This is a genomic window from Sunxiuqinia dokdonensis (assembly GCF_001270965.1).
Lineage (GTDB): Bacteria > Bacteroidota > Bacteroidia > Bacteroidales > Prolixibacteraceae > Sunxiuqinia > Sunxiuqinia dokdonensis.
In genome coordinates this window covers 13,310-27,231 of record NZ_LGIA01000166.1, presented here as the reverse complement: position 1 = coordinate 27,231, position 13,922 = coordinate 13,310, and the positions used below count along the sequence as shown (strand labels likewise).

Annotated in this window: 14 protein-coding genes; 3 read left to right on the top strand and 11 right to left on the bottom strand. The window is 46.7% G+C overall.

All coding sequences use genetic code 11. From position 1 onward, the window contains the following. Positions 1-209: 209 nt before the first annotated feature. The 9 genes from NC99_RS13430 to NC99_RS13390 all read right to left on the bottom strand — a co-directional run bounded on the left by NC99_RS13430 (position 210) and on the right by NC99_RS13390 (position 9,626). Positions 210-2,000, bottom strand: coding sequence for a sensor histidine kinase (locus tag NC99_RS13430; protein WP_262509311.1), 1,791 nt, complete (start codon positions 1,998-2,000; stop codon positions 210-212). 133 nt (positions 2,001-2,133) lie between these two features. Next, positions 2,134-2,697, bottom strand: coding sequence for a manganese efflux pump MntP (locus tag NC99_RS13425; protein ID WP_053184537.1), 564 nt, complete (start codon positions 2,695-2,697; stop codon positions 2,134-2,136). Positions 2,698-2,728: 31 nt separating this feature from the next. Continuing rightward, complete coding sequence (locus NC99_RS13420) at positions 2,729-4,069, bottom strand: 1-acyl-sn-glycerol-3-phosphate acyltransferase (RefSeq protein ID WP_053184535.1); 1,341 nt, start codon at positions 4,067-4,069, stop codon at positions 2,729-2,731. A gap of 1 nt (position 4,070) precedes the next feature. Continuing rightward, positions 4,071-5,018, bottom strand: a complete 948-nt coding sequence (locus NC99_RS13415) for a bile acid:sodium symporter family protein (protein WP_053184533.1) — start codon at positions 5,016-5,018, stop codon at positions 4,071-4,073. Positions 5,019-5,399: 381 nt separating this feature from the next. Continuing rightward, positions 5,400-6,548: an alkaline phosphatase gene (locus tag NC99_RS13410; protein WP_053184531.1), complete on the bottom strand. Its 1,149-nt coding sequence runs from the start codon at positions 6,546-6,548 to the stop codon at positions 5,400-5,402. A 158-nt stretch (positions 6,549-6,706) separates the two neighbouring features. After that, the gene (locus NC99_RS13405) at positions 6,707-7,471 is read right to left on the bottom strand and encodes a zinc metalloprotease (RefSeq protein WP_053184530.1); all 765 of its coding nucleotides are present in this window, start codon (positions 7,469-7,471) and stop codon (positions 6,707-6,709) included. A 108-nt stretch (positions 7,472-7,579) separates the two neighbouring features. Then, positions 7,580-8,245: an AlbA family DNA-binding domain-containing protein gene (locus tag NC99_RS13400; RefSeq protein ID WP_204375003.1), complete on the bottom strand. Its 666-nt coding sequence runs from the start codon at positions 8,243-8,245 to the stop codon at positions 7,580-7,582. Between the two features lie 46 nt (positions 8,246-8,291). Further along, positions 8,292-9,173 carry a VIT1/CCC1 transporter family protein gene (locus NC99_RS13395; RefSeq protein WP_053184525.1) on the bottom strand — a complete coding sequence of 294 codons (882 nt, stop codon included), beginning with the start codon at positions 9,171-9,173 and terminating at the stop codon, positions 8,292-8,294. Between the two features lie 3 nt (positions 9,174-9,176). After that, positions 9,177-9,626, bottom strand: a complete 450-nt coding sequence (locus tag NC99_RS13390) for a GNAT family N-acetyltransferase (protein WP_053184523.1) — start codon at positions 9,624-9,626, stop codon at positions 9,177-9,179. Positions 9,627-9,701: 75 nt separating this feature from the next. Here NC99_RS13390 and yjjX point away from each other — a divergent pair, with 75 nt between their 5' ends. Next, positions 9,702-10,253 (top strand): inosine/xanthosine triphosphatase, encoded by a 552-nt coding sequence (gene yjjX, locus NC99_RS13385; protein ID WP_053184521.1) that lies wholly within the window; start codon positions 9,702-9,704, stop codon positions 10,251-10,253. Here yjjX and NC99_RS13380 read toward each other — a convergent pair. Further along, positions 10,243-10,551 carry a NifB/NifX family molybdenum-iron cluster-binding protein gene (locus NC99_RS13380; protein ID WP_053184520.1) on the bottom strand — a complete coding sequence of 103 codons (309 nt, stop codon included), beginning with the start codon at positions 10,549-10,551 and terminating at the stop codon, positions 10,243-10,245. The two genes, yjjX and NC99_RS13380, sit on opposite strands and share 11 nt — an antisense overlap. Before the next feature lie 42 nt (positions 10,552-10,593). After that, complete coding sequence (locus NC99_RS13375) at positions 10,594-10,938, bottom strand: carboxymuconolactone decarboxylase family protein (RefSeq protein WP_053184541.1); 345 nt, start codon at positions 10,936-10,938, stop codon at positions 10,594-10,596. Positions 10,939-11,193: 255 nt separating this feature from the next. On the opposite strand from NC99_RS13375, the gene NC99_RS13370 reads away from it, so the two are divergent. After that, positions 11,194-11,655: an SPOR domain-containing protein gene (locus NC99_RS13370; protein ID WP_053184518.1), complete on the top strand. Its 462-nt coding sequence runs from the start codon at positions 11,194-11,196 to the stop codon at positions 11,653-11,655. Next, positions 11,648-13,546 carry an amidophosphoribosyltransferase gene (locus NC99_RS13365; RefSeq protein WP_053184516.1) on the top strand — a complete coding sequence of 633 codons (1,899 nt, stop codon included), beginning with the start codon at positions 11,648-11,650 and terminating at the stop codon, positions 13,544-13,546. The genes NC99_RS13370 and NC99_RS13365 overlap by 8 nt, the downstream gene beginning before the upstream one ends. The last annotated feature ends 376 nt before the right edge of the window (positions 13,547-13,922 follow it).

Below are 13,922 nucleotides of genomic sequence, written 5' to 3'. Positions count from 1 at the left end.
GAAATAAAAATCTGGGGAAACAGCGCAAACAACGGAAAAAAAAGAAACGCGGCTAGGATGAGTTACGAGTTTGGAGTTTCGAGTTTCTAGTTTCAAGTTTAGAGTTGCGATTGTATGGGATGGCTTGGAGCTCCCAAACAGCTGTCAGCAAGCAATTTCGAGCGGACCCTTTTGTACCTACATTTCTTCATTCCTTCATTCAAAACAAACTACTCCTGCGGAAGTGTAAAATAAAAGACGCACCCTTCGCCGGGAATGCCATTGCTGATTACGCCCACTTCGCCACCCAGCTTTTCCACGATCCGCTTGACAATGGAAAGGCCAAGGCCAGTGCCTTCAATATGCGTTTGGTTGAAGCGCTCATACTTTTTAAACAGCTTTTTTTGCTTGCTTTGAGTCAGGCCATCGCCATTATCCTTAATCCAGTAGCGAACTTTATTTTCACTGTAAAATTGCGTGGCCCCCAATTCAATTACCGGTGGCGTGCCGCCATATTTGATGGCGTTGCTCAAAAAATTCACCCACACTTCCTCAATCCACGGACCATAGCCACAAGCCGATGGCCAATCGCGTGGCTTGATAATTTGAGCGCCTGAAGTTTTGATCATATCGGCCAGTCGCTGCTCGCTTTCCTTGAAAATTTTCATCATATCAAGCCGGTCGGTTTTCACATCTTGCTGTCTTACACTGGCCAGGGTAAGCAGCTCTTTGATGACATGAAACGACTTGTTGGCCGAAAGCTGGATCAACTCAATCACTTCTTCCAGGTTCTGATAATTTTTTTGTTCCAGCTCGTAATAGAGTAAATCTGTTGAAGTCACGATGGCACCGATGATATTGTTAAGATCGTGTGCTACCGTGTGGTCGAAAGCATCCAGATCAGCAATCAATTTCTCCTTTTCTTCAATTTCGAGTTTAAGCTGTTGATTGGCCCGACTGATTTTTTGCTCATAAACCGTTTTCTCAGTAATGTCGCGCAGGGTAATCAGGCGGCCCGACAGCTGTCCCCTTTGGTCGTGCAGCGCCGTCACGCGCAAGTCGAAAAACACATGATCGCCGTTTATCCGGGCTTCCAGCTCAATGGGCTCGATGGTCTCTTTGTCAGCGAATTGCTGAATGAGCGATTTTCGCTTCGGAAAAGCTTCCTCCAACAATTTGCCCAGAACGTCGATCTCCTTTTGCTGCGTTAGCCGCAGAAATGCCGGATTGACATCAATAATACGCTGATGGCGATCAACAACGGCGATACCGTCGGGCAACATATCCAGAAATTTATTCCGGGCAAGTGGAATCAGGTCAAACGTGCCGTAGCGGACATTGATGAAGGTTAAAATGATTCCGGAGAAAACGAAGAAAATGGGTGTCCAGTCAAATCCAACAATGGGACCTATTCTGAATAAATAAAGCGCATTGCCAACCACCGGGAAGAAACAGGCCAACACCAGCAAGAGAATCTGTCCCTGAAAACGCTTGGGAAAATCGAACAGCAAGGGAATAATATTGGCAATACTCAATATCAAGAGCGTGTAGCAGAAAACAAAAACCAGCCAAAAGGAAATTCCATACTGGTAGATGGTGGTATTGTTCGCCGGATCAATGGCATAGCTCACCCAATGCAGGGAGTGGAATCCATTGGTGAAAACCGAAACCAGAAACAGCACAGCCAGCCCAATTAATCCGGCTTTAAGCGCTTTGCTCAGCTTCAACTGCTTGGAGGCAAAATAAACGCTGAAGAAATAAAAAAACACCGGAGCAAAAACAATCCCGATATAGGAAAACTTAGACCAGAAGATTTTGAGCTGCAAATCGGTCGTGGCAAACTCCAAACCGTAAAAGAAAGCCCAGATGGCTGTTGACAACTGCATGAGCGACAGGTAGAGTATACCGGGTGACCGTCTGTATTTAAGCAGATAAATACTGATCATTAACCCCACAATTCCTGAAAAAACAAGAACGAGTAGCAGGGGGGTGATTAAATATGGGCCAATTTCGTGTCTCACTAATCAATCAATATGCTGGTGGGTTCCAGGGTCTGTTTCATCGTGTACGCTTTCGATAATAAGCAAAAAAAGAACATCATTGTTCCGGCCATCGGTAATGGTGTGTGAATATACAAAACTTTACAGACTTAACTCAAACCCGGAAAAGGTGTTCCAATAAAATTTTTGAACCAATGGAAAGTAAGATCAATCCTCCGGTTAACTCTGCGTATCGGCTGATATGCGGACCGGTTTTTTTCCCAATCAGGATGCCGGTCATGGACGCGAAGTAGGTGACCGAACCAATCATTAGCACAGCAATCATGATTTTTGAAAGGAGATTGCCCACGCTAAATCCAACAACAAGGGCATCCATGCTGGTGGCCAGCCCCAGTAAAAATGCCACCCGGAACTTCAGCGGGTTTTTTAGGCTTTGTGTTTCTTGTTTCGAAAAACTCTCATAAATCATATGCAATCCAATGCCACCCAGCAGAACAAAAGAAATCCAGTGGTCAATGGGTTCAATCAGCGTTCGAATCCCACTTTGCAGCGCCCAGCCCAGCAAAGGCATCGTGGCTTGAAAAAAGGCCAAGACCAGCGCCAGGCGTGTGGCTTGTAAAAATTGAATCCGGGGTACGCTAAGCCCACTCATCACCGATACGGCAAACGAATCGAGCGATAAGCCCATGGCAAGTATCATGAGGGTAATGTAGTCCATCGCAAAAAGATTGCCGCAAAAGTAGAAAAAATCAGCTATTGATCAAGGCCGTGAGCTTTTCGATGAGTTCCGACTTCTGGCTGAACAGCCTGTCAGCCTCGGACTTGTTTTTCATGGCAAAGCGAAACAAGCGGAAGCTGGTGTTCAGTTCCTGCAGGTATTTCAAACCCAAAAAAGCCGGTTTGCCTAACAGCAGGTAGGCCGCCGGAACCACAATCGCCCAAACGGTTTGCCCTGTAGATTGGTAGGCGACAAGTGCAAGTGCCACCGTGATTACCGGATAAATCAGCAAACCAACAACAAACTGAAATGTGCTGAAAAACTCCGGCTTTTTTAACTTTTTTTGAATGAAGTAGCGGGGCAGAAAAAATGGAATCAGGTGAAGGAGCCAAGCCAGCAAAACCAACGGAAGTAGCACCATGCCAATCAAGCTTTGGGTGGCGAGATGCCCGACGGCAATTCGTTGCCGGTCCAACTGCTCACCGCTTATTTTGAGTTTCTTCAGCGATTTCCGAAAGTGATCCAGCCGCTGGTGAAGGATTTGAAACTGACCCGCCTGCTCCTGCTCTTTTTCCTCCAGCCTTTTAATCAATTGCTGATCATGGTAAAAACAGGCTTCCATGCTGTGGTCAGCTTCCGGGCCGCGATTAACTTGCCTGGCACCCAGCAACTCGCGCATCAACTCGTAGTTCTCGTAATGGGCTTTGCTGCGTATGTTGATGATAAGGGATTCCAGCCTCTCCGCGATCGCATCACGCAACTTCAGGGTTGTTTTCTGCGGATCATTTTTAAACTCATTTTCATACGCGCCCACCGCAATCGGATCGCCATAATTGACCAGCAACTCCCGATTGAAATGCCAATAGTGACTGTAGTAGATTCCCACCGGCACAATTTGAAGGTCAAGTTTGAAGTTGTTCTTTTCTTCGGCCAAAAACGCAATGCGTGGAATGGCTTTTTTGGGCGTGAGCATTTGCCGTTTTCCCGAATGCGCCGCTTCCTGAAAAAGTGCCAACTCTTTTTTGTGTTCCAAAATCTCAATGGCCCGTGCAAAAATCCGCTCATTTTCACCCAGGTTTTCCTTCCCGTCGCGGATGCGATAAACCGGCAGAATTTTCAGAAAACGTAAAATCGGTCGGGTGATGCGGAGCTTAAAAATATCGGCACGGGCCAGCCACACGGGCTGCGTATGGTTGGTGCACAACACGGCCAGCGGATCCATCAGCGCATTTTGGTGGTTCGGGGCAAAAATCACTGGCTTGTTTTTTGGAATCTTCGACAAGCCAATGACCGTAATCCGACTGTGGCTCAACCACATGCCCATGCGTACGATTTGCTTCAAAAAAGCGTATCCCAATGACCATTCCTTCATACTAAACAATTAGGGGTTTTCTGGCCCACAAACCAGCCATGGTTAATCCGCTTAAAATATGCCAAATGCCCCACCAGGCAGCAATCACAGCCATGCCACCCAACTCCAGCTCAGGCGGAAATATTTTGGGATTGAACATCAGGGTCAGAGCTAAGCCCGAGTTTTGAATACCCGTTTCGATGGTAATGGCCCGACGATCGATTGACGGACGCCGCATGAGTGTACTGAAAGCAAAGCCAGTGCCCAAAGCCAGCGCATTGTGAAGCAGCACAATAAAAAATACCAGATGAATAAACTTCATGAAATGGCTGAAATTGGCCGAAAGCATCGCAATGACCATCACAATAAAAAACAAGAGCGAAGCCGTCCGAAGGGGTTTGATGATTTTTTGGGTGGTCTCTGGAAACCTGGAGGCAAACAAAATACCAAGAATCACCGGGATTCCTAACAAAATGAAGACCGTTTCGAACATCTGGTACTGATCAATTTCAAGTGGTCGGAGCAAAGCCTGGGCCGACTGGTTGTTGTAAAATTTTACATAGAAGTTTCCCCAAATGGCAAAATTGAGCGGGGTCATAAATACGGCGCTGAGGGTTGCAAAAGCAGTCAGGCTCACCGACAAAGCCGCGTTGGCTTTGGCCATCGAGCTCATGAAATTGGAAATATTTCCGCCGGGGCACGATGCAACCAGAATCATGCCTAGCGCAATTGTTGGCGTTGGTTTCAGAACGATTACAAGCAAAAACGTCAGCAGCGGAAGCAGTAGAAATTGGGAAATAATCCCAGTAATGGCCGACTTGGGCTTTTGAACAATGTCTTTAAAATCGCTTACTTTTATGCCCAGGGCCACGCCAAACATGATGAATGCCAGGGCGATATTCAAAAAGAGCAATCCCGAGGGAGAAAAATTCAACCGCACATGATCCAAAAGCTCCATGGAAGAGTTCATAAGCTTCAATTTAGTTCTTCGAGGCCCTAAAAGTAAAAAACTATTGAAAGAAAGTATGTTTCCCTCCAATAGTTTTTTAAGCTGTTAGTTGTGGACAGACGAGTTTCGGGCCTCAAGCTGATGATGCATCCAGGATCAAGCGGCAAATTTTTAATTCCAAAATCCAGGTTTCAAATTCCAAACAGTCGGGATTCTATCCACCATCCAGCCATCACAATTACTGACTATCGAATGACCATCAATGACCAATGACTAATGACCAATCACGCTATGTTCCAAATTCCAATACCTTTTGGTGAAAGACCATCGAATGACAATTAAACGACCACCTAATGACTATCGAATGACCAATGACCAGTTATCCAATGACCAACCATCAAGTTACAAACCCAACAGCTCCATCATTTTCTTCGGAATGTCGGTGTTGTCCATGATTCCGGTAAAATGTTCGGCTCCCGGCCCAAAGGCAAACACAGGCACCATCACGCCAGTGTGTCCTCCGGTTGTAAATTCGCCATTTACCCTCTTTTTGTCGTAGGCGCCATTGTTGATTCCGAGCCCGCCGGTTTCGTGGTCGGCCGTCACCACAACCAGCGTTTCGCGGTCTTTCGAAGCAAACTCAAGCGCTTTGGCAATACAGCGATCAAAATCCAACACTTCTTCAACCAGGTAGATGGTGTTATTTTGGTGTCCGGCCCAATCGATCTGCGAGCCTTCAACCATCAGAAAAAACCCCTTTTTGCTTTGGCTAAGCAATTCAATGGCTTTACCTGTTGCCCGTGGCAGCATATCTCCACGTTCGTCCACCCGTGGATTGTGCTCAGGGGCTGTTAATCCGGCCAGCTTTCCCGATTTAAACTGATCAATTTTATTCATATCCTGAAGCACCGTATAACCTTTTCCTTCCAATTCGGTGGTCAGGTTACGCCCGTCTTTGCGGTCGGTGAAGTGCTTGTAACCACCGCCGATAAACACGTCAATGTCTGTTTTCAGGAAATCACCGGCAATGGCTTCGTAGTGGTTTCGCGAAGGCTGGTGTGCAATAAACGAGGCTGGAGTGGCATGGGTAATGGCCGAGCTGGATACCAAGCCGGTTGCCAGTCCCTTGGCTTCTGCCTTTTCCAACACGCTTGGCTGAGCCACGGTATCGGTATCCACACCAATGGCACCGTTATAAGTTTTGTAACCACTCGAAAGCGCCGTTCCGCCGGCTGCCGAGTCGGTAACGTAATCACTGGCCGAATTGGTGGTAATAAAACCAAGTTGTTTGAAATTATTCAGAAACAGCTGGCCTCCGTTAGCCGTCAGACCCGCATGAACCGCCGAAACGCCCATTCCGTCTCCAATCATAAAAATGATGTTTTTCGGCTTATCGGCTTTATGTTTCTCGGTGTAGGTTTTTACCTCGTAGGTGGTTTTTCCAATGTAGATTTTTACGGAATCTTCTTTCGAAATTGTTTTGTAGTTTTCTTGTGCCCATACAGGAAAGGCTGCCAGAAAACAAAGCATGGCGATCAATAAATTTTTCATCTGATAACTGTTTAATTTGATTTAGGTTAAAACGAAAAGAACCAGTGCGTCTGTAAGCAGCGTTCCGGCTCTGTTTGTATTTATTCTTGCTTCAAAACTACTGATAAAAATGTAAGAAATCAGGTTCCAATGATTAAGATTTGGTGAAACTTGTTGGCCTATTTTCCTCCGTTGTTTTTTAAATCGCTCAAACACTGCTCCTTAAGCGACGGGATACTTCCGGCAAAAAAGGTTGACAAAAAGTCGCTGGTTTCGGCAGCATAATACATCAGGCAACTTTCGTTGTTGCAATGCTTTCCGTGCTGCGTATCCAAATGATTGTTGACCATGGGAGTCCCGTTGTCCACCAGTCCGAGCACATGGCAAAATTCATGTTTCAAAACCGTGGTTTCGAGCACGTGGGTTGAAGGTTGGCCAAGCCCGCCACTAAAATCACGTATGGTTTTTCCGAAGAGCGCCATGGAACTTGAGCCGTAAGCCACTCCCAGGGTATTGGCGTCACCTTCATTTTCAGTGTAGTCGCCATCCACAATCAGAATCCAGGCGGTCAGTGTTTTGTCTGTGGTTTTATGCGTTCGGTGGGTTTCTTCCAAGGCCCGAATATCGGAAATGGAATACGTGCTTTTCCCGGGCGATTCAATCATTTGTGAACTCAGGGTAATCCCTCCGCTTTTGTTCAGTCGACTCTGTAAAAACGACGCCAGGTGATAGGTCGAGTTGCTTTCGGGCTTGTACCCATCGACATACACCACTTGAACCACCAACTGGTCGTACAGCTCTTCGGAAAGAAAATCGTTGGGTTTGATCACGTTCTCTTTTACATTCTCTTCTTCCTCTGGAATGTCTTTTGATTCCTCAGCACATCGGGCAAAAAGCCCCAAAGCCAGGATCAGAGCAAAAAGAAAACGGATATGTCGTTTCATGGAAAAAATTTCAATTTATGAATAAAACTGATTTGAACACAAAAAGTTTAGCCGGGTCATTAAATGAAGATCATTTTCAGTCCGCTGTGGCTCCAACGGATCGGCCCATTATGAATTTTCCGCATTCCACTCCTCCCGGTCAAAATTTTCCGACAGGCCATAGCGGATCGTTTTGTCATCTGTTTTGATCTCTACGACTCCGAGAACAACCAAATCGGAGAGAATTTGTGCGGCTTGCCGGTAAGTGATTTGTGCTTTCCGGCTGAATGCGGCATGGCTAATGGTATCATGCTTCTCCAAAAAGTCGAGTAAAAATTGCTCGGAGTCCGAGTAGCTTAAGAAAATTCCACCGCTGCGTTTTTGCTTCTTCCAAACTTCAATCATGATGAGGTTGGCCAGTTTGTTTTCGTCGTGATTCCGAAAGTACGCCAGCCATTTTCCCTGCTCACCGCTGGCATAATGTGGTTTATCCCGGCTTGGCTCAACCGTAACTTCCAGAACGGTCTTCCCTTCAATCCGATGTTGTTGTGTTGTAAAATCAATCTCGGGCTGGCTATATATTTTGGCCGCCGCTTCCACCATGTAATATTCTTCTTCCGACCGCACTCCGGCAATGTTGCCATTGTCTTTCACGCCAATCAGCAGCCTGCCGCCGTCGGTATTGGCAAAGGCCACCAACGATCTGGCGATCTTCTTCGAGTCACTGATGCAGTATTTAAAGTCCTGTGTCTGGTGTTCTCCCTCGGCAATCAGTTTTGTCAGATAATGGCTCACAATCGTCCTCCTTTTTCATTGCAACAAGTCCTGATTTTGGATTGTTCTAAACCTCTATTCCAAAGGCAATCCGAACCAGGTAACCCAGGCCAAACGAAATTAATCCAACCACGGTGCTGAGAACGACCATCTCCAAAAATCGCTTCCGGAAGGGTTGATCGTTGGCAACAGATATGTAGTAACTGTAGATAAAGACGACAAAAACCGAGTCGATCACCGCCACCAGCAAAGCAACAAATGGTGAGCTGAAAATCAGGTAGGGTGCCACCAGAAACACTACGGCAAACAGGTAGGCCAGGCCGGTAAAGATGGCCGATTTCACCGCGCCTTCGTCATTTCCCTCGGAGCGGTTGGACAGGTACTCGGACGATGACATGGACAAGGCGCCGGCAATGCCGGCAATGATTCCGGCCAGGGCCACAATCTTCGTGTTTTGAAGGGCAAAGGTGAGTCCGGCCAAGGTTCCCAAAATTTCCACCAGCGCATCGTTCAGTCCCAAAACAATTGAACCGATGTATTTCAGCTTATCTTCCTCCAGCATTTGAATCAATTCTTGCTCGTGGTCATTCTCTTCCTTGCTAATACCGGCCGCTTCGGGCACCTCCCGGGCAATCTGGCTATAATTAATCTGAGCATTTTCTTCACCTTTCTCGAGTAACTTAATGCCGAAAGTGATACCCAACAAGCGGGCAATCCAGTAAAATTTTAAAATCGCCCAACGACTGGGATTGACGTCTCGGCCAGTATATTTGGCCCAAATGTGGTAGTGCCTGAGTTCATCGTCGGCAATTTTTGTCAATACCTCGCGGTTGTGTTCATCCTTGACATTTGCAGCCAAGCGACTATAAATATGGTGTTCTGTGATTTCGTTGCGCTGGGCAATAATCAGTTGCCGGCGTACTTCGGGTGAAATCGGTTTTCGTGTCATGGTTCAGTCTTTCATCCATTCAAATAACTGGTAGTGTTCAGCGGTCATGCCCAGCTTTTCATACACTTGCTGAGCCCGGCTGTTGGTCTGGTCAACATACAGGCGAACGCCCTTGAGCCGATCGTCACGATCAACCAGCTGCTGAATGTGCCGGTACATTTTCTTGTAAACGCCATTTCCCCGAAACGCAGGCCGCACATAAACCGACTGGATCCACAACACGGTGCCATTGCGCCAATCACTCCACTCATAGGTCGTTAGCAGCGATGCGATTACCTGTCCGTCTTTTTCGGCCACATAGTAGGTTCCTTTCGACGGATCGGCGAACACCTGCGCGACACCGCGTTCCACGGTATTTTTATCGAGTTGAAGGTGTTCTGTTTCCAAGGCCATTTCAAGTTGAAAAGCCGCGATTTGTGCGGCATCGTCATTTTTTGCTTCCCGAATCATCATTTTAGGCTTGTGCGTTTGAAGTTTAAAAAATGTAAAAGTAGCTTTATTGCCTGAATTTTTAAATCATTTCATCGCATGAAGATCCTGGTTGCTTCTCAAAATCCTGTTAAAGTGAATGCTGTTGCCGAAGCTTTCAAAATATGTTTCTCCGAAGCTTTCGAAATTGAGGGCATTGCTGTTGAATCGGGCGTTTCGCACCAACCCCGAAGCGATGGCGAAACCCGGGCGGGAGCCAGAAACCGGGTAGATAATCTCATGAGAAACAGTCCATCAGCCGACTTTTACGTGGGCATTGAAGGTGGTATTGATGTGGTTGATGGCCGCCTGCATGCTTTTGCCTGGATGGCCGTATCGGATGGAAAGCAACACGCGCTGGGCCGAACCGGAAGCTTTGAGCTGCCGCCCGAAGTGGCCCGGCTCATTTTTCAAGGCATGGAGCTGGGCGATGCCGACGACCGGGTTTTCAACAAGGAAAACTCCAAGCAGCAAAACGGAGCAGTGGGCCTGCTGACCCATGACCGTTTAACGCGCCAGCTCTTATATCAACACGCGCTGGTGCTGGCATTCATTCCCTTTATGAACCGGAAACTTTACTTCGGAATGGAAAAAGGACTCGCTAAAACTTAATCTTCCGAAGAACCTGGCTGATCTTAATGCGTTCTTCGTCGAGCATGATGATCTGGATCCTGTTTTTATACAAGCTGGTGTGTGCTTTTGGCCCCACCTCACCTGTAATTAACTTATCCACTTTGGCTTCGCTCAGTAATTTGACAACCCGTGGGGCTACGTCAGTTTCTTCGTGGCAATAAGGGTTTACGATAAAGCGGGATTCTTCTCCATCAGAAATAAAGAAGTATGGAGCACGTCCGAAGCGAAGATCCATCGGAGCCGTGAGTTTTTTGTCGGTTGCGCTAATTGCAATCATGTTCGTAAAAATTTAATGGTTCATGTAAAAAAGTCCAACATTTCACTTCAACTGAAGTGCTTCCCAATATTCCACAGCTCGCCTGGTATGAGGAATAACAATCGTACCTCCCACAAGGTTTGCGATGCTGAAAACTTCAAATATTTCTTCGGTGCTTGTGCCTTGTTCGTGGCATTTTTCAAGATGGTACTTCACGCAGTCGTCGCAACGCAACACCATGCTCGACACCAGGCCCAGCATCTCTTTGGTTTTGACGTTTAAGGCGCCTTCCTGGTAGGCCAGTGTGTCCACACTGTAAATGCGTTTCATCACTTTGTTATCGGCTGAGAGAATCTTCTCGTTCATTTTTGAACGATAGGCCTGAAATTCATCAATTAAATGGCTCATGGAGATTTGTTTCAAGTTTCGAGTTTCACATTCCGGATTTCGAGTTTGGCGTTCTTCCCTTTCATCGCACTCGAAATCAGGCCACAAATTTATCCTTTTTAAATAGAATTGGGAAATGGAAAATTTTTGGATCAGGCAAGCGTTTTGCTCTTATAAGGAAATGTGAAGTTTTTTATTTTTTCAGGCAGTTAAAAACTTCAATTCTTGTATTCCGTCAATTAAGTTTATATTTGCACTTTTAAAGGACCATAGTATATGAAATTTGAAATTACAGGGATCATACTTATCCTTTTTTGTCTGAGCCTGAGCGCTCAGGAGTCTTCATACAGCCCCAACAATTCTTCGGAGTCACGAATTCAGCAACTTCCTGTGCGTCAGGATGCCCGAATCGATACCTTGTTGCAACGGCACCTGGCCCAAAACAAGCGTTTAAACGGTACGGAAGGCTACCGTCTGGAGATATTTTTTAGCTCCGGCTTACGTGCCCGCGAGCAGGCGATGGAGGTGAAAACCGAATTTCTGCGGAAGTTCCCCAATGAGCAGGCCTACATGCTTTTCCGAAGCCCCGACTTCAAAGTCAGGGTGGGCGATTTCAGAACCCGAAACGAAGCATTGGCGCTCAAAGAACAGATCAAAAAGAGTTACCCCAATGCTTTCCTGGTGAAAGATATTATTCAGTTTCCAAAACTTTATTCCGACAAACAGAGCAATGAGTGAATCGATTAAACACGAGTGTGGAATTGCGCTAATCCGGCTGAAAAAACCCCTCAGTTACTACCAGGAAAAATACGGCACCTGGCAATACGGTATCAACAAGCTTTATCTTTTAATGGAGAAACAACACAACCGCGGGCAGGACGGCGCCGGGGTGGTGAGTGTAAAAATAAACCTGAAACCGGGACAGGAATACATCAACAGGTATCGTTCCATCGAACCGAATCCGATTATTGACGTGTTCGACAAGGTTTTTAAAAGTGTGAAAAAAGCCATTAAAAATGGTGCCGACATTAACGACACCGAGTGGGTTTACAATAACCTCCCTTACGCGGGCGAACTTTACCTGGGCCATTTACGATATGGTACATTTGGTCGCAACAGCATCGACTTTGTACACCCGGTGATGCGGCAAAACAACTGGAAATCGCGAACCCTGGTGTTGGCCGGCAACTTCAACCTGACCAATACCGATGAACTTTTTCAGAAATTGATTGACTTGGGACAACACCCAAAAAATTACACAGACACGGTTACCGTACTCGAAAAAGTCGGGCATTTTCTGGACGAGGAAAACCAGTATCGTTTTCGAAACTACAAAAACGAAGGCTATGGAAACCGGGAAATTTCGCCGCTGATTGAAGAAAACCTGGATGTGCAAAGTGTGTTGGAGAATGCCAGTAAAGACTGGGATGGCGGATATGCCATTGCTGGTTTGATTGGACACGGCGATGCCTTTGTCATGCGCGATCCATGGGGTATCCGTCCGGCGCACTATTACGAAGATGATGAAATTTTAGTGGTTGCTTCGGAGCGTCCGGTCATTCAAACGGTGATGAACGTCAAAGCCGACGAGGTGAAAGAGATTAAGCCGGGCGAAGTGCTGATCGTCAAGCGAAATGGCGTGGTGTCGAACCAAATGGTACGTGTTCCCCACAAACGTGTTTCCTGCTCTTTCGAACGAATCTATTTTTCGCGTGGAAGTGACAAGGATATTTATCACGAGCGCAAGCAGCTGGGCCGTTTGCTGGCCCCAACCATTCTGAAATCCATCAATTTCGATATTGAAAACACGGTGTTCTCCTACATTCCAAACACGTCGGAGACTGCTTTTTATGGCATGATGCAGGGCGTGAACCAGCATTTGCTCGAACGGAAAAAGAAGCTGATTCGTGCCGGAAACGGAACCATGAGCGAAGAGGAACTGGAAGCGATTATTTCGCTGGAGCCGCGGGTCGAAAAAATCGCCATTAAGGATGTGAAGCTTCGCACCTTTATTGCCGACGATGCCAGCCGCGACGACCTGGTGGCCCACGTGTACGATGTGACCTATGGCGTCATCCGTGAAAATACAGATACACTGGTCATTATCGACGATTCCATTGTTCGTGGAACCACCCTCAAAAAGAGTATCCTCAAAATCCTGGACCGCTTGAATCCAAAGAAAATTATTGTGGTTTCATCGGCTCCGCAAATTCGTTACCCCGACTGCTATGGCATCGACATGGCGGTGTTGGAAAAATTTATTGCTTTTACCGCCGCCATCGAGTTGTTGAAAGACAAAGGCAAGCAACACGTGATTGATGAGGTTTACCAGAAATGCAAAGGACAGGAAAATCTTCCGAAAGAGGAGATTATGAATTATGTGAAAGATATTTACCGCCAATCGACCGCGGAAGAAATTTCGGCAAAAATTGCTGAATTGTTAAAGCCTGAAGACTGTAAGGCCGAAGTGGAAATTGTGTACCAAAGCATTGAAAATTTACACAAAGCCTGCCCCAACGATCTGGGTGACTGGTATTTCACCGGAAATTACCCAACACATGGCGGAAACAAAGTGGTCAATACCTCATTCATCAATTTTATTGAAGGCAAAGAAGGACGGGCGTATTAGACTTCTTTTGTTCTCCCAGCAAAAAATATCATAAAACCGTGCAAAAATACCGGGCTCAAGAGTTCCGGTATTTTTTTGTTTGAATTTTCCTGAGCGATCAAAAAAACCTAGGAATTCAACCCCGCGGAAAGCTCCAACACGCACACCGAAACCTCCGTCACGAAGTCCGCAAAGCAAAGCACGATGGTAGACAGTCCCGCCACGAAGGTAGACGGCTCCGGATCCAAGGTAGACAGTTCCACCACAAAGGTAGACAGTCCCGGCACGCACACCGCAAAGAGGAGCACAAAGCCGGAAAGGTCCGCCACGAAGACCGCAAGGCAGAGCACGAAGGCGGAAAGCTTCCCCACGAAGGTAGACGGCTCCGCCACGCACA